This window comes from Streptomyces durocortorensis (assembly GCF_031760065.1).
Taxonomy (GTDB): domain Bacteria; phylum Actinomycetota; class Actinomycetes; order Streptomycetales; family Streptomycetaceae; genus Streptomyces.
Genome location: NZ_CP134500.1, coordinates 3,099,750 through 3,120,141 on the forward strand (window position 1 = coordinate 3,099,750; position 20,392 = coordinate 3,120,141).

At 71.5% G+C, this 20,392-nt stretch carries 16 protein-coding genes and 3 pseudogenes; 3 read left to right on the top strand and 16 right to left on the bottom strand.

Annotation, left to right across the window (positions count from 1 at the left end; translation table 11 throughout):
* Nucleotides 1–44: 44 nt before the first annotated feature.
* A pseudogene (locus RI138_RS13640) lies at nucleotides 45–1,737 on the bottom strand (IucA/IucC family protein); the annotation flags it as partial.
* A 57-nt stretch (nucleotides 1,738–1,794) separates the two neighbouring features.
* On the bottom strand, nucleotides 1,795–2,883 hold the full coding sequence (locus tag RI138_RS13645; RefSeq protein ID WP_311120121.1) for a P-loop NTPase family protein: 1,089 nt from the start codon (nucleotides 2,881–2,883) through the stop codon (nucleotides 1,795–1,797).
* Nucleotides 2,884–3,422: 539 nt separating this feature from the next.
* Here RI138_RS13645 and RI138_RS13650 point away from each other — a divergent pair.
* The 3 genes and pseudogenes from RI138_RS13650 to pdxR all read left to right on the top strand — a co-directional run.
* A pseudogene (locus RI138_RS13650) lies at nucleotides 3,423–3,921 on the top strand (hypothetical protein); the annotation flags it as partial.
* A gap of 47 nt (nucleotides 3,922–3,968) precedes the next feature.
* Nucleotides 3,969–4,357: pseudogene (locus tag RI138_RS13655) on the top strand (serine hydrolase); the annotation flags it as partial.
* A 118-nt stretch (nucleotides 4,358–4,475) separates the two neighbouring features.
* A complete protein-coding gene (gene pdxR / locus RI138_RS13660) occupies nucleotides 4,476–6,011 on the top strand; it encodes a MocR-like pyridoxine biosynthesis transcription factor PdxR (protein ID WP_311120122.1) in 1,536 nt (511 codons plus the stop codon).
* On the opposite strand, the gene RI138_RS13665 is transcribed toward pdxR, so the two are convergent.
* From RI138_RS13665 to RI138_RS13730, 14 genes are all read right to left on the bottom strand, one after another.
* Nucleotides 5,974–7,422 carry a UbiD family decarboxylase gene (locus tag RI138_RS13665; protein ID WP_311120123.1) on the bottom strand — a complete coding sequence of 483 codons (1,449 nt, stop codon included), beginning with the start codon at nucleotides 7,420–7,422 and terminating at the stop codon, nucleotides 5,974–5,976. The genes pdxR and RI138_RS13665 overlap by 38 nt on opposite strands.
* On the bottom strand, nucleotides 7,419–7,754 hold the full coding sequence (locus RI138_RS13670) for a chorismate mutase (RefSeq protein ID WP_311120124.1): 336 nt from the start codon (nucleotides 7,752–7,754) through the stop codon (nucleotides 7,419–7,421). The genes RI138_RS13665 and RI138_RS13670 overlap by 4 nt, the downstream gene beginning before the upstream one ends.
* Nucleotides 7,751–8,098, bottom strand: coding sequence for a cupin domain-containing protein (locus RI138_RS13675; RefSeq protein WP_311120125.1), 348 nt, complete (start codon nucleotides 8,096–8,098; stop codon nucleotides 7,751–7,753). Before RI138_RS13675 ends, RI138_RS13670 begins: the two co-directional genes overlap by 4 nt.
* 65 nt (nucleotides 8,099–8,163) lie before the next feature.
* Nucleotides 8,164–8,835: a flavodoxin family protein gene (locus RI138_RS13680; protein ID WP_311120126.1), complete on the bottom strand. Its 672-nt coding sequence runs from the start codon at nucleotides 8,833–8,835 to the stop codon at nucleotides 8,164–8,166.
* Between the two features lie 73 nt (nucleotides 8,836–8,908).
* On the bottom strand, nucleotides 8,909–10,213 hold the full coding sequence (locus RI138_RS13685; protein ID WP_311120127.1) for a TrpB-like pyridoxal phosphate-dependent enzyme: 1,305 nt from the start codon (nucleotides 10,211–10,213) through the stop codon (nucleotides 8,909–8,911).
* 69 nt (nucleotides 10,214–10,282) lie between these two features.
* Nucleotides 10,283–11,533, bottom strand: coding sequence for an MFS transporter (locus RI138_RS13690; protein ID WP_311120128.1), 1,251 nt, complete (start codon nucleotides 11,531–11,533; stop codon nucleotides 10,283–10,285).
* A 34-nt stretch (nucleotides 11,534–11,567) separates the two neighbouring features.
* Nucleotides 11,568–12,788 carry an ATP-grasp domain-containing protein gene (locus RI138_RS13695; protein WP_311120129.1) on the bottom strand — a complete coding sequence of 407 codons (1,221 nt, stop codon included), beginning with the start codon at nucleotides 12,786–12,788 and terminating at the stop codon, nucleotides 11,568–11,570.
* Nucleotides 12,789–12,825: 37 nt separating this feature from the next.
* Nucleotides 12,826–13,596: a B3/B4 domain-containing protein gene (locus tag RI138_RS13700; protein WP_311120130.1), complete on the bottom strand. Its 771-nt coding sequence runs from the start codon at nucleotides 13,594–13,596 to the stop codon at nucleotides 12,826–12,828.
* A gap of 198 nt (nucleotides 13,597–13,794) precedes the next feature.
* Complete coding sequence (locus tag RI138_RS13705) at nucleotides 13,795–15,042, bottom strand: MFS transporter (RefSeq protein ID WP_311120131.1); 1,248 nt, start codon at nucleotides 15,040–15,042, stop codon at nucleotides 13,795–13,797.
* Complete coding sequence (locus RI138_RS13710) at nucleotides 15,042–16,331, bottom strand: amidohydrolase family protein (protein WP_311120132.1); 1,290 nt, start codon at nucleotides 16,329–16,331, stop codon at nucleotides 15,042–15,044. Before RI138_RS13710 ends, RI138_RS13705 begins: the two co-directional genes overlap by 1 nt.
* An 81-nt stretch (nucleotides 16,332–16,412) precedes the next feature.
* Nucleotides 16,413–17,156 (bottom strand): IS110 family transposase, encoded by a 744-nt coding sequence (locus tag RI138_RS13715; protein ID WP_311120133.1) that lies wholly within the window; start codon nucleotides 17,154–17,156, stop codon nucleotides 16,413–16,415.
* A 237-nt stretch (nucleotides 17,157–17,393) separates the two neighbouring features.
* Nucleotides 17,394–18,050: a type 2 periplasmic-binding domain-containing protein gene (locus tag RI138_RS13720; protein WP_096632249.1), complete on the bottom strand. Its 657-nt coding sequence runs from the start codon at nucleotides 18,048–18,050 to the stop codon at nucleotides 17,394–17,396.
* A complete protein-coding gene (locus RI138_RS13725; RefSeq protein ID WP_311120134.1) occupies nucleotides 18,040–19,461 on the bottom strand; it encodes a phenylacetate--CoA ligase family protein in 1,422 nt (473 codons plus the stop codon). Before RI138_RS13725 ends, RI138_RS13720 begins: the two co-directional genes overlap by 11 nt.
* A 207-nt stretch (nucleotides 19,462–19,668) precedes the next feature.
* Nucleotides 19,669–20,379, bottom strand: a complete 711-nt coding sequence (locus RI138_RS13730; RefSeq protein WP_311120135.1) for an SDR family NAD(P)-dependent oxidoreductase — start codon at nucleotides 20,377–20,379, stop codon at nucleotides 19,669–19,671.
* Nucleotides 20,380–20,392 lie beyond the last annotated feature (13 nt).

A 20,392-nucleotide genomic window follows, 5' to 3' on the forward strand; every position in this document is an offset into this window, starting at 1 on the left:
GGCCCTGCGAGCCGGGTGCCGGGTCCCGCCCGTCGGCGGGCAGGTCACCCGCCGGGGCGGAACCGGGCCAGCGGATTGGAGAGTTCGCCGACCAGTTGCAAGGCGGCGGACGGGTCGGCGAGATCGACCATCTGCCGGTTGTCGCGCAACTGGAGGCGGTTGAGGCACGACAGGGCGAAGGCAGGGGCGAACGGGTCGAAACGCACGAACCTCTCCGCGAGGTCCGGCACCGACTCCTGGTAGTCGGCCACGCAATGGGCGACGGTGCGCCAGAACTCCCGCTCCTCCAAGGCACCGGCCTCGTCCAGGATCGCCGCGAGATGGCGGAAGAAGCCGTCGAAGACATCGGCGAAGATCGACAGCAGCCGCATGTCCTCGGGCACGTCGGCCCGAACGCGCTCCACCGCGGCCGGCAGTGCGGTACGGGAGTCCATGACGACGATCTCCTCGGCGATGTCCTTGAACACCGCGCGCACGACGGCGCCGTTCTCGTCGAGGACGAGGATCACGTTCTCGCCGTGCGGCATGAACGCGAGGTCGTAGGCGTAGAAGCTGTGCAGCAACGGGGTGAGGTACGCGTCGAGATACCGGCGCAGCCACTCCTGCGCGCCGAGCCCGGACGAGGCGATCAAAGCCGCCGCCAACGACTCACCGTCGCGGTCCTGGTGGAGGAGAGCGGCCATCGTGGCCAGCCGCTCTCCCGGGGCCAGCCCGGGCACAGGGCTCTCCCGCCACAGCCCGGCCAGCATCTTCCGGTAGGGCGAGTAGCGGTCGGTGGCGGCCTCGTACTGCGGGCTGCGATAGCCGATCGCGGCGTACTCACGGATGATCGTCAGTCCGGTGGCCGACAGCACCGGGTCCTTGGCGATCAGCTGCGCGAGCCAGTCGTTGATCGCTGGGGTCGCCTCCATGTAGGCCGCCGAGAGTCCGCGCATGAAGCCCATGTTGAGCACGGAGATGGCGGTCTTGACATAAGAACGCCCGGGGTGAGTGGCGTTGAAGAAGGTGCGCACGGACTGCTGCGGGAGGTAGAGGTCCTCGCCCTCGCCGAGGTGGACGAGGGCGCGGGTGGCCACCTCGCCCGCGAAGGCCACACTGAGCTTGTTCGCCCACTGCCAGGGATGGACCGGGAGGAAGAGGTAGTCACCGGGCTCCAGGCCGAGGCCGGTCAGGACATCCTCGAACCGCGCTCGCTGTCCCCTGCCGAGTTCCCGCTCGACCAGCGTGTCGTAGTCGAGGCCCGCGCACGAGGTGAAGGTCGTGCGGTCACGGCGGGCAGCCAGCCACACCAGCCGCACGGGGGTGCCGGCCTCGGGCGCGTACCGGTGGAATTCCTCGCTGTCGAAACCTATCCGCCCGCTGTTGGCGACGAAGCCGGGGTGGCCCTCGGTCATGCCTGCTTCGAGCGCCTGGAAACCCCGGAGGGCGAGTGCGGCGGCGGACACGGGGGGGCAGCGAGAGCTTGTAGGCCATCGAGGAGAGGGTGGCGTTCAGCTCCTCCACGTACACGGGGAGCACCTCGTCGCTCAGGCCCAGGGTCCCGCGCAGTTCGAGGACGAGGTCGACAAGGTCCGGCGGCAGGGCGAGAGGGCCCCGGTGACGGGTGAGAGTCTCCGGGTCGATGTACCAGTGATCGAGCTCCAAGCGGCTTGCGGAGAAGCGGTACTCCACCGTCCGGTCGTCGGAGCGCACTACGTACCGGCCCTCGCCCACGGCTTCGGGTACGAGCAGCCGCTCAGCCCGCCACCGGAAGCCGCACCTGGATGAGCCCGGCGGCTGACCGGCCCCCGCCGGTCAGCCGCTCTGCGCGTACTCGACCGTGAGGACGCCGTGCCCGCTGCCGGAGACGAAGCGGAGCCGCAGCGACGCCCCGTCCGCCGGAACAGCCTCCTCCCCGACCGACTGCCGGGCGGTACGCGCTCCGGGCGCCACTCCGTCACCGGTCTCCGAGTGGCCGCTCTCCCAACGGGTGGAGGCCCGGATCACGGCTTCACCACCACCTGCCGCGAGGAGACCGTCCACCGCGGCCCGCCACACCGGCGCCACCGTCCCGGCCCCGGTCGCCGCCCTGCCCCGCTCGATCAGGTTCGTCCGAGGACTGTCGGGGAAGGTGGCCGCGAGACAGTCCGCGCAATCCTTCGGCAGCACGTCCGCGGCGTCGAGCACCGTCCCGGGTTCCCCGGAAGGCGCTGCCACCCGCGTGAAAGCCTCCGTCACACGAGCCCGCACACGCTCGTCCATGGCGCGCGACCAGGCGCGGGCGGCGGCGCCGGAGCGCAGCCGTACGACCTCGACACCCTGCGCTTCAAGCTCCGCGAGCCTGCCCGGCAGTTCCTCGACATGCCGCCGGTTGGACCGTACGGCCCACCGCAGGACCGAGTTACGGCTGAAGAGCGCACCCCAGCCCTCGCGATTTCCGCCCCACAGCTCGGTACGCAGAACGATCCGCTTCAGGCTGCGGACGAACAACCGCCGCAGGATCACCGGCAACGGCGGGTTGAGCCAGACGATCAGGTCGGCGCGCGGCCACAGATCGGCGGCGACGCGGTCGATGTAGTTGCCGTCGAACAGCCAGCGCGGGCTCTCTGCCTCCGCCAGGACCTTCTTCCGGAACTCCTCGGGCGTCGCCTGCGTCCAGTTGGGCCCGTGCTGGAACCGGTCGAGCTCGCTGTGGGCGGCACCGATCAGGGCTGCGAGGGGCGCGCCGAGAGTGGACTTTCCCGCCCCGCTCGTCCCGAGCACCACCACGCGCCCGGGAACCCGATCCGCCGGACCGTCCCCGGCCGCGGCTCCGTCCCCCACCGGCACCTCGCCGGGAACACCCTCCCGGTCACGCCCGCCCATCGCCCGACTCTGTCCTTCGCCGCCATTCATCACACGCATTCGCGCCACACTAGCCCGGCCCCCGACACGACGATTCGCGCCCACCGCCCCGTCCCTTCCTTCTCCGGAGCGAACGCGGCGGTGTCACCGAAGACCGCATGCACGGCACGCTCGCCGTCGGCCTTTCGGGGGTCGCATTCGGTGTGCGACAGCAGCCGGGAGAGCATCGCGCGGCGGAAGTTCCGCCCTCGAAGCACCGACCACGGCATTCCACCCCGCCCGGAGAGCCCCGGTGAAGATGAAGAACACAAAGGCCCAGGTCAGAGGCTATCTGTCCTGGGCCTTCACTGAGCCGCCTTCGGGATTCGAACCCGAGACCTACGCATCACGAGACCGAGAGCGTCCATGTCAGGCGGTGCCGCCTAGTGACGCTTTCCCTGATCAGACCATGTGCGACAGGTTCCCCCGTACAGCCTCGTGCTGACTCGTCCAAAGGCGTCTGTCCACCGGCTGTCCACCGGAGCGCGTCTCCGTTGGGCTATCAGCGACCATCTGCTTGCGCTGGTGGAGCGGCCGATGCGGGTCACCGTGCGCCGTCCGATGTACTTGTTAGGTCCTTACAACCGCCGCACGCGCTCCAGGCGATAGTCCGTTCCGTGGGCGCGCGAACCGATCGGGACACCTGGGTGCGGGTTGAGCGGCGCCGCGTGGACAAGATCGGCGAGCAGGGGTGGAACGGCACTGAACGTGTCGCTCGTCTGACTGGCGTCGCGCAGCCCGAGTGGCAGGCGTGCGTGGTGTGGCGGGACGCCGGCGAGGACGCGATGTGGCGCGCTGACGAGACCGGGCTCTTGCCCGGCGGCCCCATCGGCACCGCCGTGCTGAGCGAAGACCCCGACCTCCCGGACGCATGGTGACGCGCGTTCAACTCCTCGCTGGATGCTCTCGCCGGACACCGAGACCATCACGCAGGCCCTGGTCACCGAGACCATCCATGGCGCGTTCCCCGGCTCACCGTTGAGCAGTGGGTACCGGCCCACGCGGACTTGAATTGGGCCAACATGAGCGCGCCGAAGTTCTCTCTTCGGCTGGGAAGACTGAGGGAACGCGCCGCGCGGACTGGATTCCGCGTCGCTGTGGGTGAGCCCGAGGTGCAGGCAGCGGAGCTTCCGGCTTCCAACGGCATCGGGACCGCGCGGGCGCTCGCACGGATGTACGCGGCGTTGATCGGAGAGGTGGATGGCGTACGTCTGCTCACCCCGGGCACCCTGACGCCGGCGGCTAACGAGCAGGCTGCCGGGATGGACCGCGTGCTGATGGCGCCGAGCCGATTCAGCTCCGGATACCAATTGCCCACCGAGGACAACCCCATGGACCGCGTGCCTTCGGTCACAACGGCCGCGGCGGCTCCCTCGGCTTCGCCGATCCGGAGCTTGGTGTCGCCTTCGGCTACGCCATGAACCACATCATCAGTGGCGCCGACGACGTGCGCGCGACGCCGCTGGTCGACGCGGTGCTCACGTCACTGACGTGATGGCGTGGCGGCGGACCCACCCCGACCAGCCCAAGCGTGCCGACGTGGCCTCGACGGCCCCCTCCCGCGGCATCGTGGCAGACTCGTCAGCGCTGACGGGGGGACTGAGGGGGACAACGTGGGGTCGTCGGAGCTGCTCATCGTCCTGGATCGGGAGAGTGGCACGTCCTTGCAGCAGCAGGTGTGCGATCAGGTGACGGTGCTGGTGCGGTCGGGGCAGCTGCGGCCCGGGGACTCCGTGCCCGCGTCCCGGGAGCTCGCCCTTCAGCTCGGGGTCTCGCGGACCGTGGTCACTCGGGCCTATGAACTGCTGCGGGCCCACGGCATTCTCACCGCCCGGCGCGGGTCCGGGACCCGGGTCGCCGGGCTGGCGGGCGGGGCAAAGGCCGGTGTCCGGCGGGCGGTGCCCGCGGCGCTCGCCCCGCAGCCGCCGAGGTCGACGGACGAGGGCCACTCCCTGTGGCAGCCGTGGGAGCCCGCGCCCACCTACCGTCCGGGCACCGCCCTCGACTTCCGGCACGGCACGCCCGCGCTCGCCGACTTCCCCGTGACGCGCTGGCTCCAGTCGCTCCAGGAGGCGTACGGCAGGGCCGACGCCGCCGCGCTCGGCTATGGACCGGCCGAGGGCTCTCCCAGGCTGCGTACGGAGATCGCCACGCTGGTGCGGCAGAGCCGCGCCCTGGACGCGTCCGTCGGCCGGATCATGGTCACCGGCGGCGCCACCCAGGCCATGGACATCCTCGTCAGGATGCTGGTGAAGCCGGGTGACGTGGTCGTCATCGAGGACCCGAGCCACACCGTGCTGCGGCAGGTCTTCGGCTGCTCCGAGGCCACCGTGGTGCCCGTACCAGTGGACGAGCAGGGGCTGCGGGTCGGTGACATCGACGCGTGTGTGCGGGCGCAGGGGCACGACCCGGCGCGGGTCAGACTGGTGTACGTGACGCCGTCGCACCAGTTTCCGACCGGTTTCATCATGTCCGAGGAGCGTCGGCGCGCCCTGCTCGATTGGGCCTACGAGCGCGGCGCGACGATCCTGGAGGACGACTACCACAACGAGTTCACCTTCACCGCCGAGCGCCTGCCCGCCCTGGCCGCCGCCCGGCACCGGGACACCGTCGTCTACGTCGGCAGTTTCAGCAAGACGCTCTTCCCCGCGCTGCGGATCGGGTACGCGATCCTCCCGCCGCACCTCGTGCAGCCCTTCCTCGGCGTCAAGTGGATCACCGACCGGCTGACGCCCACCGTCGACCAGGACGCGCTCGCCCACTTCATCGCGACCGGCGCCTACACCCGCCACATCAGCCGGATGACCCGGCTGTACCGGCAGCGCAGGAGCCGCCTCATCGAGGTCCTGCTCGAACACTTCGGCTCCGAGGTGCGCATCTCCGGCGAGGCGGCGGGCCTGCACATCCTGGTCACGCTCACCGGCACGCGCGGCGCGACGGAGGCCGAGATCGCCCGGCGCGCGGCCGGACGCGGGGTGCGGATCTACCCCGCGTCCGGCTACTTCGTACGGGAGTTGCCGGACGAGCCAACATTCCTGGTCGGGTACGCGGCCCTGACCACCGCCCGCATCACCGAAGGCGTCGCGCTGTTGGCCGCCGTCGTGCGGGAGGTCAGGGACGCGTCGGCCGCGCGGATCCCGCCGGGGTGAAGCGGGGGCGGTGAAAACGGTCCCGCTGAGCGTGCGGCACGGTGCAGTCGAAGACCACCTTGGCCGTGCGGCCGTCCGCCGAGAGGGCCGGGGAGTAGGCGGTGGACTGCGTCGGGTCGAGCGGGAAGCCCTCCCTGTCCGGCAGCACCACGACATCCCGGTCCGCCTGCATGCGTGTGGTCATCGCCCACCACAGGTCCTCGTCGGACTCCAGGTCGACGTCCTCGTCGACCGAGACAACCATCTTGGCCATCCGGAAATCCTCAAGGACCGACTCCGAGGCCTTGCGCACCACTTCGTCGTCGGCCGCCGAGCGCTTGTGGAACCACTGGAGCACCACCATGAGCTGGCCGCCGCCCGCCGTGTGGCAGTGCACGGACTTCACCGGGGCGTCCCACTCCCGCAGCCGACCCAGCACCGCCGCCTCCATCCCGAAGCCGAGCAGCACCGACTGTTCGTGACCGGGCCCCGAGACGGCTTGGAGGATGGCGCCGTCGCGTGCGGTGATCCCGGTGATTCGGACGGTCGGCAGCGCGGGGTGCGCCCGGCCCTGGTAGCCGAGGAACTCCGGGGTGGCGGCGGTCCCGCGCAGATTCTCCGGCGCCAGGTCGGGCAGGAGCTCGCCTTCAAGGACGTACTCGGCGTCCGCGACGTACTCCGCGTCCACGGTGCGGCACCGCGCGAGCTCCACCGGCGCTCCGCCCAGCGCACCCGCCACCGCGAGCTCGTCGAGCCCGGTGGGAACGAGGGAGGTCGGGCAGCAGGAGGAGAGCAGCACGGCGGGGCCGAGACCCAGGTGGATGGCGACGGGCAGCGGACAGCCCGCCCGCAGCGCCGACCGGTACGCCGCCTCCAGGTCGCGCCCCGGCACCATCCAGAGGGTGAGCAGGTCGGGGCCCTGCACGCACATCCGGTGGATGGAGAGGTTGCGTACGCCGGTCTCCGGGTCGGTCGCGAGGACCGCGCCGAGGGTCAGGTACGGGCCCGCGTCCTCGTCGGTGAGGACCGGCACCGGGAGCGCGGTAAGGTCCGGCGGGAGCACGACCCGGGCGGGCTCCCTGCCCTCCCTGGCCCGGACCGGCGGCACCGGCGCGGCGACCGCGTCCAGCAGCTGGTGCGGCAGCCGCGCCGGGGTGGTGCCGAGGAGGGCGGCGGCCCGGCGGCGGGTGCCGTACAGGCCCATGAGCACGGCCCGCGCTTCGGCGCCCGCACCGCTGGGCGTGACCCGCTCGTACATGACGGCGGGGCCGGGGCCCGTGGGCGGGGGCGCCGGGGCACCCGCCCACTTCGCGTAGTGCCCGGAAACCCCGAACCTGGCCGGGACCTCCTCCCGCACCCGGACCAGCTGGCCGGGCATCAGGTCGAGTCCGGCCAGCACGGTGCGCAGGTCGGCGGGGCTGCGGCGCGTCACGCGGCACCCTCCGCCGAGGCCGGGCCCGATGCCGCGTGCCGCTCGGCGAGCCGCCGCATCTGGAGTTCGGTCAGCTCGGCGATGAGCGTGCGGTAGGCGGCCTCGGCGATGCCCGGGGGCATGCCCTCCTCCTCGGCGAGGCGGCGCACCTTGGCGATGACCTGTTCCACCCGCCCCGGCGAACGCACGGTCTCCTCGTCGCGCTTGAACTCCGTCAGCTCCCGCACCACGGCGGTGCGCCGCGCGAGCAGTCCGACGATCTGCCGGTCCAGCGCGTCGATGGACTCACGCAGCTCCTCGATGCGCGCGGCGCCCGTCGTCTCCTCGGTCATGCCGCGGGCACCTGGTCGACGACGTACACGACGGTCGGCTCGCTGTCGGAACCCTGCGAGCGGTGCCGCTCGTCGCCGGGAATCACGAAGCCCATGCCGGGACGGCAGGGCACCGACCGGTTGTCGAAGTGGATCGTGAACTCGCCCTGGAGCACATAGCCCTGGTGGCCGCGCTCGCACCAGTGCTCCTCGTTGAAGCCCGCGGGCAGTTCGAGCAGGCGTACGCGCAGGCCGCCGGTGTACGCGAGCTTCACGCGTCCCTCAGCGCCGGGCTTGTCCCACTTCTCCCAGGGAATGTCGTCGAAGTCGATCCCGACGACGGCAGGGGCGGTCGTTGCGGTCATGGGCGTATCCATCCTTAGATTGCGGCCAGGGCAGGCCCAGCCAGTCGGGCCAGTTGAGGTGGTGGTCAGGTCAGCGAGTGGGCCCGCGCGACCCGTTCGTTGCGGTCGTCCGGCTGGAGCACCGGTTCGCCGGTCTCCGCCTGGTGCCTGCGCAGCAGCAGCGTCATGTCGATCATGCGGTGGACCATCCGCTCCAGGGCGTCCAGGCCCTCGGCGTCGGTGAGGCCCGGTTCCCTGGCGGCGTTGCGCAGCATGGCGGGGAACCCGCTGCCCACCAGGATCATCCGGTTGAGCAGCAGATTGTCGACGAGCTGGGCGTGCACGGAGGCGTCGCTGTAGCGGCGGCTCGTGACGATGATCCCGCCGACCTTGTTGGCCAGCGGACGGTCGAAGCGCAGGAATCCGACGCCCGCCCGCTCGATGAAGATCTGCATGAGATGGGCCAGGCCGAAGCCGTGCACGGGCACGGCGTAGACGATGCCGTCGGCCCGCTTCATCTCCTCGACGATGCCGGGCACGTCGTCCCGCAGCCCGCACGGGACGGTCCGCGCGTTGCAGTTGCCGCACGGGCTGCACGGCGAGATGCGGTGGTCGCGCAGGTGGATCGTGCGGAACTCGACCCCACGCTTCTCCGCAAGCTCGCCCGCGTAGTCGAGTGCGAGATCGGTGTTGCCGCCGGGTCTCTCGGACCCCGATATCCCGAGAATGACCGGCCGTGTGCCTTGCGTGTCCAGCATGAACTTCCCCCAGAACTCATGTTGTCCAGAGGCGGGGCCTCGGACGGCCCCGCCCTCCCTCCCCCCGCGCGGCTCAGTCCTTGAGCTTGCCTGCGAAGTAGTCGATGTAGGCCTGCATGTCGAAGTGGCCGTGGCCCGAGAGCGAGAACACGATGCTCTTCGACTCGCCGGACTCCTTGCAGGCCAGCGCCTCGTCGATGGCGACGCGCACCGCGTGCGTCGACTCCGGCGCGGGCACGATGCCCTCGTGGCGGGCGAAGGTGACGCCGGCCTCGAAGCAGGCGGTCTGCGGTACGGAGCGTGCCTCCAGGTAGTCGAGGTCCTTGAGCGCGCTGATGATCGGCGACATGCCGTGGTAGCGGAGGCCGCCCGCGTGGATGCTCGGTGGCACGAAGTCGTGGCCGAGGGTGTGCATCATGGTGAGCGGGGTCAGCCCGGCGGTGTCGCCGAAGTCGTATTCGAGCCTGCCCTGGGTCAGCGTCGGGCAGGAGGCGGGCTCGACGGCGATGGCGCGGACCGGGCGCCCGCCGCGCAGCTGCTCGCCGAGGAAGGGCAGGGCGAGGCCGCCGAAGTTGGAGCCGCCGCCCACGGCGCCGATCACGATGTCCGGGTAGTCCTCGGCCAGCTCCATCTGGAGCTGGGCCTCCTGGCCGATGATGGTCTGGTGCATCAGCACGTGGTTGAGCACCGAGCCAAGCGCGTACTTGGCGGTGCCGTTGCTGCTGACCGCCGCCTCCACCGCCTCGGAGATGGCGAGGCCGAGGCTGCCGGGCGAGTCCGGGTCGGCGGCGAGCGCGGCGCGCCCAGCCGCGGTGCGGTCGCTGGGGCTCGCGGTGACGCTCGCCCCGAACGTCTCCATCAGACCCCGGCGGTAGGGCTTCTGCTGGTAGCTCACCTTGACCATGTAGACCTCGCAGACGAGGCCGAAGTACTGGCAGGCGAGCGAGAGGGAGCTGCCCCACTGGCCCGCGCCGGTCTCCGTGGTGAGCCGCTCCACTCCGGCTCGCTTGTTGTAGTACGCCTGCGGAATCGCCGTGTTGAGCTTGTGGCTGCCCGCCGGGCTGACGCCCTCGTTCTTGAAGTAGATGCGGGCCGGGGTGTCCAGCGCCTTCTCCAGGCGGCGGGCGCGGACCAGCGGGCTCGGGCGCCACTGCTTGTAGACGTCGAGCACGGCGCCGGGGATGTCCACGCTCGCGTCCGTGGAGAACTCCTGGGCTATCAGCTCCGCGGGGAACAGCGGCTCGAGGTCCGCCGGGGTGAGCGGCTCGCGGGTACCGGGATGCAGCATCGGATCCAGCGGCTTGGGCAGGTCCGCGACCGCGTTGTACCAGGTGGTGGGGAGGCGGTCTTCGGACAGCAGGAACTTCGTCTGGGACATGAACACTCTCTGTTCGGACTCGGTGCGGTGGAAAGCTTCCGTGTGCGGTGAACGTGTGGACGTAGGTGGCTAGTTGGCTCCTCGTGGGGCGTCGAGCGGCTCCACGGGAAGGGCCTGGGGCTCCGGTGCGGGCGGTGCCGCGGGTACGGCGGCCGACGGCCTGATGCGCAGCAGCGCGAACACGGCCATGCCGAGCAGCGGGGCGGCGAGCAGGGTGAGGAAGACGGGCCCGTGACCGTGGGCCGTCCAGATGACGCCGAGGCCGACCGGCACGACGAGCCGGGCGAGGCCGAGGACGAGGCCGTTGAGCGCCATGAAGCTGCCGACGCGGCGCTCGTTGACGTGGTCGGCGATGTACGTGGGCACGACGACGGAGACGATGATCTCGCCGAGTGTCCACACGACAGTGGAGAGCAGGATGGCGGGCAGCGAGAACGCGAAGGCGATCACGGCCAGGCCCAGCGACCACAGCAGCCCCGCGACGAGCAGCAGCGGCTTGGCGCCGTAGGCGCTGATGCGCTTCTCCATGAGGAGGCCGAGGCTGACCACGACGACGCTGTTGATGGTGTAGACGGCGCCGACCAGGCCCGCGGACTCGTCCAGGACCGTGGTGACCGCGAGCGGCAGCGCGTATTCGAGGCCGATCAGCGGGGCGACGTAGAAGAAGGAGACCAGGACGATCAGCAGCACATGACCGTGGCCCAGGGAGATCGCACGGTCCTTGGTCCGGGGCCCGCCGGCGGGGGTGCGGCGGTCGTGCGGGACCCAGATCACGATCATCGCCGCACACGCGAGGCCGGCGAGGATGTTGCCCGCGAACATGACGTGGTACGAGTAGGCCGCCGCGACGCCGCCGAGCAGCGGGCCGACACCCATGCCGAGGTTGTTGCCGACATAGCTGAGGGTGTACGCGAAGGGCCGCTGTTCGGGTGTGGTGAGATCGGCGACCAGGGTGTTGGACGCCGGGCTGAACATCCCCATGCCGACCAGGGCGATGAACAGCAGTCCCGCGTACGTCCACGGTGGCCCGTCGAGGACGGCGAGGCCGAGATAGCCCGCCGCGTTCAGGAGCAGCGCTGTGAGCAGCGCTGTGCGCCTGCCGCGCAGATCGCAGAGCGGTCCGCTGAGCAGGCTGCCGACCAGCAGGCCCGTACTGCCGATGGAGATCAGCAGTCCGGCCTCGCCGGGGCTCAGGCCCTCACCGCGCACCAGGTAGACGGCGAGCAGCGGGAAGACGAACATGCCCGCGCGGTTGACGAAGGACGCGAGGAAGAGCACACGCAGGGCGAGCGGCAGTTCTCTGAACCGGGTCAGCCACATGGCTCGACCCACCTCTCCGGAACTCGGCATCCCGTCAGCTCCGTTCGGTCTCTACACGGAACGCGTCCCGTACGGTCTTGAAGCGGGCCCGGACGTCCTCGAAGTCGGTGCCCTCGCACACGTACCAGCCGAGGACGTCGTTGGACGCGGTCGGCGCGGCCAGCACGTCGCCCACGCTCTTCCACACATCGGCGTCGAGGACCGTGTCGAGCGCGGTCAGCTCCTCGGGGGTGGTGATGGCGGTGATGCGCCCGTACTTCGGGGAGCCGAGGTACTCGGTGCCGATCTCCGGGCCGAGCCGGGCGGCGGGCCGGTGGTCCGGGTCGAGTTCGAGGCGGCACCACTCGCCCGCCAGGTTGATGCCGCGCCCCGCCTCGATGGCCGGGACGATCGAGCCGCCGCCCGCGCGTGCGCCCGCCTCGCCGAAGACGGGGTCGCCGCCGTCGTCGGGCAGGAAGAACTCCGCGTGCACCACACCGGTGGACAGCCCGAACCCGCGCAGCACCACGGCGTTCAGATCGAGGATGCGCTGTTCGCGCTCGCTCAGGCCGTGCTTGCGGGAGATGGTGCCGCCCGGCTCGTCGAGGTACTCCAGGACGGAGTACGTGTACTGGGAGAGCTGCTCGAAGACCACCTCGCCGTTCTGGAACAGCGAGTCGACGTGGTACTCGGTGCCGCGAATGAACTCCTCGACCCGGTACTCGTGCCGGTCGTCGCCCATCGCCTCCCAGACCCGGTCCAGGTCATCGCGGCTGTCCACCCGGTAGGTGTCGCCGCAGGCCCAGCCCGCGTACGGCTTGATCACGACCGGGTAGCCCGCCTCCTCGGCGAACTCCGCGACCGCCGTCACCGTGTCGGGGCGGCAGGAGCGGGCCACCCGCACGCCCAGCTCCTCGGCCCTGCGGTGCATGACGTTCTTGTCGCGGAAGTTGAGCGCCTGGTCCGGGGTGAGACCCGGGATGCCGTGGTCGCGGCGGCTGCGGCTCGCGGGCAGCACGTCGCCCTCGAAGAGCGGGAAGATCCGCTCGATGGGGTGCTCGGCGTGGATGCCGTCGACCGCGGCCCGTACGGCGGCCGTGTCGTCCAGATCGGCGTGGTAGCAGGCCAGCCCCTTGGTCTCGGGCGCCTCCCAGCCGGTCGGCAGCAGCACCACGGTCGCCACGCCGAGTTCGGCGGCGGCCTCGACGACACTGCGGAACTGCGCCGTGTAGCGGCCGGCGGCCGGGCGGTACACCACCAGGATCGAACGGCTCATGCGGATCTCCTCCTACGGGTCGGGTTCAGGTGCGGGCTCAGCGGACCGGTGCGGCCGAGGGGGCACCAAACAGCTCCCCGGACGGCGTGGACCGGTCGAGCACCAGCGGTCGCCCGACGCTCCCGGTGAGACCGGTGAGCGCTTCCGTGATCCGGCCGAGCACCTCCTCGACGTCGTCCCTGCCGCCCTCGTGCGCGGACTCGACGGTGAGGAGGAGCTTGTGCCGGCCGAGGCCGGTCTTGACCACGTCGCCCTGCCGCCAGTTCCACCGGCGCGAGTGCGCCCGGCCCCGCCCGTCGGCGTACACGACCTCGCCGGGCTCGGGGTGCTCCGGCGCGTCGGGGGCGCCGAGCGGCAGATAGGTCTCGTCGCCGTCGGCGAGCCGCACAGACAGTTCCCCCTCGATGTCCCCCACGTCGCAGGAGGCGACAGGCAGACCGCTGGCCAGCGACATCGCGTTGCACAGGTCGACGGCGGAGTTGATCCGCGGCAGCCGGTCCCCCTTGGCCACCCGGCGCAGTACCGACTCGGCGGCGCAGGGAAAGCGGTTGGGGTTCACCTCGACGGCCCGGTAGGCGTCGCGCCAGGCTGCGATGGTGGGCAGCGCGGAGACGTCCGCCTTGCTGAGCGTCCTGGCGTGCAGCGCGTCCTCGGCCGCGGTGAGCAGGCCGTCCATGGCGGCCGCGGCCCTGACGACCTCGATGTCCGGTACGGCGATCAGGCCGAGCACATAGCCGGGCACACGCGCGGTCAGCCGCGCGTCGACCGTGACGGTCAGGGTGTCCGTGCCGGGGGTGGTGCTATCCATGGAGAGGGGTCCTTCTTGTCCGTCGGCCTGGGGCACTGGGGCTGCGGCCGGGCGTGGTGGCCGTGGGTTGTCGGTCCGTGATCCGGGGACCGCTGATGACGCGTCCGACAGTAGGGAGACCGGGGGTGTCCGGCTGTGGCCAATTCCCGGCGATTCCGGGAGGCCACTTGGCGGGTGCCGGAGAGCCGGTCCGCCCCGTCAGCCCCGCTTGCCCGCGGGTTCGGCGGCCGAGGCACCGGTCCCTGCGGCCGGTTCGGCGTCTTCCCCGGCACCTGGGCCGCGCTGCCCCACCCGTACGCCGATGACCGCCGTGACCAGGGCGAGGACCGCGAGGCCCGCGCCGAGCGGGCCCAGCAGGTCCACCTCGTCCGCGCCGCCGTCGGCGATCACCCGGCCGCCGATGAAGCCGCCGAGCGAGATCCCGGTGAAAGTTGCCGATGAGTTCAGGGAGAGCAGCAGCGGCCCCGAGGCGGGCGCGACGGCGAAGAGCCGGTACTGCTGCGGGGGCTGGGTCATCATCGCGGTGACGCCCCAGGCCGCCATGGCCAGCGCGGCGGACAGGGTCCGGTCGCGGGTCAGCGGCAGCGTGCCGAGGACCACGGCGAGCCCAGCGACCGACGCGAGCAGGACTGGGGTCGCGCCCCAGCGGTCGGTGGCCCGGCCGCCGAGGGTGGTACCGGCCACGGCGAGGACCCCGAAGACGAGCAGGAGCAGCGCGAGTTCGCCGCCGTCACCGCCGGTCACCGGGGCGAGGACGGCACCGATGTAGGTGAGCGCCAGATAGCCGCCGGTCATGAAGAGCAGCGTGGTGAGCACGGTGAACAGCACCCGCGGGTCCCGCGCCGGGGCAAGGCGCGCGGCGATGCCCGGCGCGGCGGGCAGTCGAACCTCGGGCAGGCCCCCGGCCACGGCGGCGGCGCACAGCACCCCGAGCCCGGCGAGCAGCCAGAAGGTGGACCGCCAGCCCAGGTCGGCGGCGAGCCAGGTGCCGAAGGGCACGCCCGCGACCGTCGCGGCGGACAGCCCGCCGAGGACCACGGCCATGGCGCGCCCGCGCCGCTCGGGCGCCGAGAGCGCGGCGGCGGACGCCGAGGCGGCCGGGATGTAGAGGGCGGCGCCCGCGGCGGTAGCGACCCGGGCCGCGAGCAGCGCGCCGAGGCCGGGGGCGAGCGCGGACGCGGCGTTGCCGAGGGCGAAGACGAGCAGCGAGATCACCAGGACGGTACGGCGTTCCAGGCGTCCGGTGAGCGCGCCGAGCACCGGCGCGAGGACGGCGTACGTGAGGGCGAAGAGGGTGCTCACCCAGCCGGCGTCGGTGAGGGTCGCCGACAGGTCTCCGGCCACCTCGGGCAGCACTCCGGCCACCACGAAGGTGTCGGTGCCGATGGCGAAGGCGCCGACGGCAAGGACGGGGAGCACGGGCAGCGAGGGCTTCGTGCGGGACATCACGCGGCTCCTGAGGTGGCGGAGGAGAGGAAGGAGGCGGTGCCGCCCGCGACGGCAACGCCGCCGAGCAGCACCAGTTCGATGGCGCCGGGACGGCTGAGCACGGTGATGTCCTCGGCGGGGTCGCCGTCGGTCACCACCAGGTCGGCGAGGCGGCCCGGCTGTACGGTCCCGGCCGTCCCGCCACGGCCCGCGAGGCGCGCGCCGTTGGCGGTGGCCCAGGTCAGGACGGTGGGAGCGGGGATGCCCGCCATCGTCACGTACAGCTCCAACTCCTTGGCGTAGGTGCCGTGCGGAGTCCAGGCGAAGCCGAAGTCGTCGCCCGCCACGACCGGGATGCCCATCTCCACCATGAGCGGCAGGATGCGCAGCGTGTTCTCCACCTCCGCCTCGAACTCCAGCGTCTCCAGATACTCGGGGGTCTTGCCGTGCTCGGTGCCGGTGGTGAGCAGCATGTGCGGCTGGTAGAGGCTCGGCACGACGAAGATCCCGCGTTCGGCGATGGCGTCGAGCGCCGCGTCGTCGGCGTAGGTCGCGTGGTCGATGACGTCGACCCCGGCGGCGATGGCGTTGCGGATGCCTCCGAGGCCGCGCGAGTGGGCCCGCACCTTGGCGCCGTGTTCGTGCGCCGTACGGGCGGCTATGACCAGTTCCTCGGCGGTGAAGAGGAGTTCGTGGGACCGGCCGTTGGGGAAGGTGTCGTCGCCGGAGGAGAAGACCTTCACGATCTCCGCGCCCTGGGCGATCTCCCCGGCGACGTACTCGGCCATCTCCTCGGGGGTGTCGGCAAGCCGCATCAGATCGGACGGGATGCGCTTCTTGACGTCGGAGTTGCGGCGCTCGGGCGGCCCCGACACCATCAGGTCCCGGCTGCACGGAGTGATCCGGGGGCCTCGCAGCCGCCCGGAGTCGACGGCCCTGCGCAGGGCCATGTCTATGCCGGAGACCGAGCCCGCGCCGACGAAGCCGGTGTAGCCGAGGCCCAGGAGGTTGGTGGTGTTCGCTGCGGCGCCGAGGGTGACCTCGGGAATGGAGTACTTGAAGAGCATCTCTCGGCCGTCGAGGACGTCGAGGTAGGCGATGTGGGTGTGCCCGAGCGTCATGCCGGGCATGACGGTGCGGCCCGCCAGGTCGAGGACGTCGACGTCCGGCGCGTGGACGGGGGCCAGGCCCTCGGGCATGACCGCCTCGATGCGGTCGCCGTCGATCAGCACGCTGTGGTGCGGCAGGGAGGCCTTGCCCAGGCCCTCCTGGACGGTGGCACGGTGGAGCAGGGTCTTGCGGGACACGTCGGGAATCTCCAGTTCGGACGGAGTGGTTCGAAGTCGTGGGGCGTAGGCGGCCGGTCAGACACCCCATGTCGTTCGAGGTCAAGCGGCAGGGGTGTGGGTGTGTGCTGCCAGGCGGTCGCCTCGTCGTAGAGGGTGCGGGTCTTGAGGCATCCGTGGAGGATGCCGACGAGGAGGTTGCCGAGCTGGCGCAGGGCGGGGTTGTAGCCGGCGGTGCCGGGCCAGGACGGCAGTGATCTGCAGGCGGGTCAGCTTCGCCGCCGCAGCCGGCGTGGGCTCCTTGACCAGCAGCTCCAGTGCGTCCGTAGCGGTCAGCGTCAGGTCGGCGTAGGCCGTCAGGGCGGCGGGGAAGTACTGGCGCAGCGTGGTGCGCAGCCGCTGGAAGGTGCGGGTGCGTTCCCAGACCAGCGTCTGGTAGGCGCGGGCGACGACCCGGACGGCCTGGGCCTGTTCGCTGTCCCCGGCCACCGGTCGGAGCTGGTCGCGGTCGATACGTACCATGTCGGCCAGCGCGTGCGCGTCGCTCTTGGCGCCGGAGGTGCCGTACCGCTCCTTGAAGCGGGCGACCTGCCGGGGGTTGATGGCGTAGACCTGGTAGCCGACGGCGATCAGGGCCTGCGCCCAAGGGCCGCGGTCGGTCTCGATCCCCGCGATCACGTCGGCAGGCTCAAGGTCCTCGCCACCGTGCTTCGCAACCAGCTCATGGAGCTTGGCGACGCCGTCCACGCCCTCGGGCAGCCGCGCAGCGGCCGGCTTCCGGCCGGTCGCGTCCTGGACCTCGACGTCGTGGTGGTCCTCGGCCCAGTCATCACCGATCAGTAGCAATACACTCTCCTGGTCAGGTACTTCACATCTCGCGCAGTCTGCGTAAGACACGGCACACGGCCTAATGGATCCAGTGCTCACGCCCCACTCGGCGGGCACCCCACCCCATCAGCGGTCTGTCCTCCCGGCCGACCAGCAGGGACACGGTCTGACCTCAGAACTCACGTGCTTCAGGCGATGTACGTGCTCACCTGCCGGCGGCTACGGCACCAAGTTCCTACAACCCGGCAAGTCCCATTAGGCGGTGAGGGGCACCTCGGCTGCGTCCGCGTGCCCGAAGAGGGTCCAGAGGATCTCCGCACCCGGCCGGGTGGCCACCCAGCGCAGGCCGTGGGCCCGTACCCCCGGGGCGTTGGTGACCGCGAGCCGGGCGCCGCCCGCGGCCGCGATCTCGGCGGCGTGCTGCGTGGACGCCGCGTCGACCCAGCGCACCTCGCGGTCGCCCAGCGCCGCGGGCACCAGCTCGGCGTAGATGCGGCGGACCTCCCACATGGCGGCGACCGTGACGGGACCCTCGCCGTCGGCCGGCGGCTCCTGGCCCGCGGGCGCGGCGATCCCGTACTCCGGGGTGGCCTGCGGGAAGAATGCCTGGAGCCGCAGGTCGCGGTGCCAGTGGAAGCGGGTGAGTCCCTGGTAGGCGCTGGGGACGAGGGCGAAGTCGACCTCGCGGGCCACGATCCTGGCGAGCACCTCGTCGAAGGTGGCGAAGAGCTCGACGGAAAGACCATGCTGCCGGGCGAGGAACTCGGCGACCAGCTGGCTCGACGTGCCGTCCGGGCCGAGGGTGCCGAGGACGGTGCCGGGCCGCGCGGCCCAGCGCCCGGTCAGCTCGCTCCAGCGTGCGGTGTACTCCTCGGTGAGCGGCCCGGGCAGGGCCACGGCGTCAGCGCTCATAGCCACGGTTCGCCGCCATCTTCCGGGCCACCCGGGACTCGTGGTCGGGCGTGCTGCGCCGGTCCACGATGCGGGCGGCCTTCCAGCTCACGAAGGCGCCGGTGCTGACGATGGGGTCGAGCCCGTCGCTGAGCTCGACGGTCACGGGCACCCCGAGCGCCTCGGCGGCCCGCGCCCGTACGGCATCGGCGAGCGCGGCGGCGTCCTCGACGAGGCCTTTGAGCAGTTCGAGCCGGACGGTCAGCCGGTCCTGTCCCGCGTCGTCGCGCTCGATCACCACCTGGTATCCGGCGGACCCCGTGACCCCGGTCATGACGGCCGTCTCGATCTGCCCGGCGGTGAAGCGCCGGCCGCCCAGTTCGAGGCGGTCCAGGGTGCGGCCGACGATCCGTACGAGATCGCCCGGCATCTCGCAGTCGCAGTCCGGCTCCTCGATCACCACGGCGTCCCCAGTGCGGTATCGGACCAGCGGCTTCACGCCGTCGATCAGCATCGTCACGGTCAGCTCGCCGCTGCCGCGCGGCCCGTGGGACTCGCCGGTCTCGGGGTCCACCACCTCGATGAGGTAGTTGGTCTGCGAGAGGTGCATGCGCTTGTTACGGCAGGCCGTCGCCATGACGAAGGCCTCCTGCGATCCGTACAGGATGTTGTAGACGTCGGCGCCCCAGACCGTCTCCAGGTTGTGCGCCAGCGCCGGGGTGCACATCTCGCCGGTGACGAGCAGCAGCTGCACGGAGAAGTCGCGGCGCAGGTCGTAGCCGTAGTACTCGGCGGCCTTGGCGAGGGTGAGGGCGACGCCCGGGGTGCAGCAGACGACCTCGAGCTCCAGGTCCTTCATGAGCTGGAGGGCCTTGGGGAAGCCGATGACCGGGGAGTAGGGCCAGATCTTGGCGTTGAGCGAGCCGACGTTGCGGGCGATGTCCCCGAGCGTGTCGCCGAAGGAGTGCACCTCGGTCGGGCCCATCAGGCCGATGCGGGGGGCATGGTCGCCGAAGTGGTGCCGGAAGATGGACGACCAGGACTCGCTGATGTGGGCGTTGCTCGCGACGATCTCGCGCCCGTCGCGGGGACAGGGGGTCGCCGTGCCGGTGGTGCCGGTGGTCTCGTAGAAAAAGAGGGCGTCGGTGAGCGGCCTGCTGAGGACGTCGAGCATCTCCTCGCGCAACTGGGCCTTGGTAGTGAAGGGCAGCGCCTCGAGATTGCCGGGCGTGACCGAGCCGAGGTCGACGTCCTTCAGGAGAGTCGCGTAGAACGGCGAGCCGGTACTGACCTGTTCGAGCACGGTACGGAGCTGGCGGGCGCGCCAGTCGTCGAGGTCGCGCTCGCTCAGCGTGCGGGCGTAGAAGGCCTGGTGGAGTGCGAGGTAGCGGGCGGTGAAGTCGGCCGCGGGGCCGTTCGTGGGCAGCCACATGGGCGATGGGTCCTCTCGGGAGGAAGGATGGAAGGAAGGAAGAGCGCGCAGGCCGGAAGGCGGCGGCGTGCGGCCGCTCCGGCGCGTGGACGCGCGTGAAGGTGTGGTGGTGGGCCGGGGTGCCGCTCCCGGCGGTCCTGCCGTTGCGGGCAGGGGTGCCGTTGCGGGCAGGGTGCCGCTACGGGCGGTGGTGCCGTGCCGCCTGCCTCAGTGCAGGCCGCCGTTGACGTCGAGCACGCTCCCGGTGACATATCCGGCTGCGGGACCCGCGAGCCAGCACACGGCGGCGGCCACCTCGGCCGGGTCGCCGAACCGCCCCTGCGGGATGCGCGCGCGGTAGTCGGCCACCCGGTCGGCCGGGATACGGGCCGCCATCGGGGTGTCGATCAGGCCGGGCGCGACGGCGTTGACGCGGATGTGGTGCGGGGCGAGCGACTGCCCGAGCCCGCGGGTCAGTGCGATCACGGCGCCCTTGGACGCGCCGTACGCCGCGTCGGGGCTGCCGCTCTGACCGCTGATGGAGGCGACGTTGACGATGCTGCCCGGACGCCCGGCGGCGATGAGGCGGCGGGTCAGCGACTGGGTGCAGAAGAAGGCGGCACCGGCGTTGACGTCGAAGACCCGGCGGTAGCTCGCCGCGTCGTAGTCCAGGAAGTCCCTGGCCTCGTAGATCCCCGCGTTGTTGATCAGGACCCCGGGCAGTCCGTACCGGTCCTCGATCCCCCGGAACACCTCCTCGGCCGCTTCCGGCGCACCGAGGTCGGCGGTGAGCGTCGCGTGCGCGGCCGGGTCGGCGTCGTCGGTGACGTCGACGGCGAGCACGCGGTGCCCGGTTCTCGCCAGTTCCGCCGTGATGGCCCGGCCGATGCCTCCCGCGGCACCGGTCACCACCGCCAACGGCTCCTCGTGATGCTGCATTTCATCCCCCGAA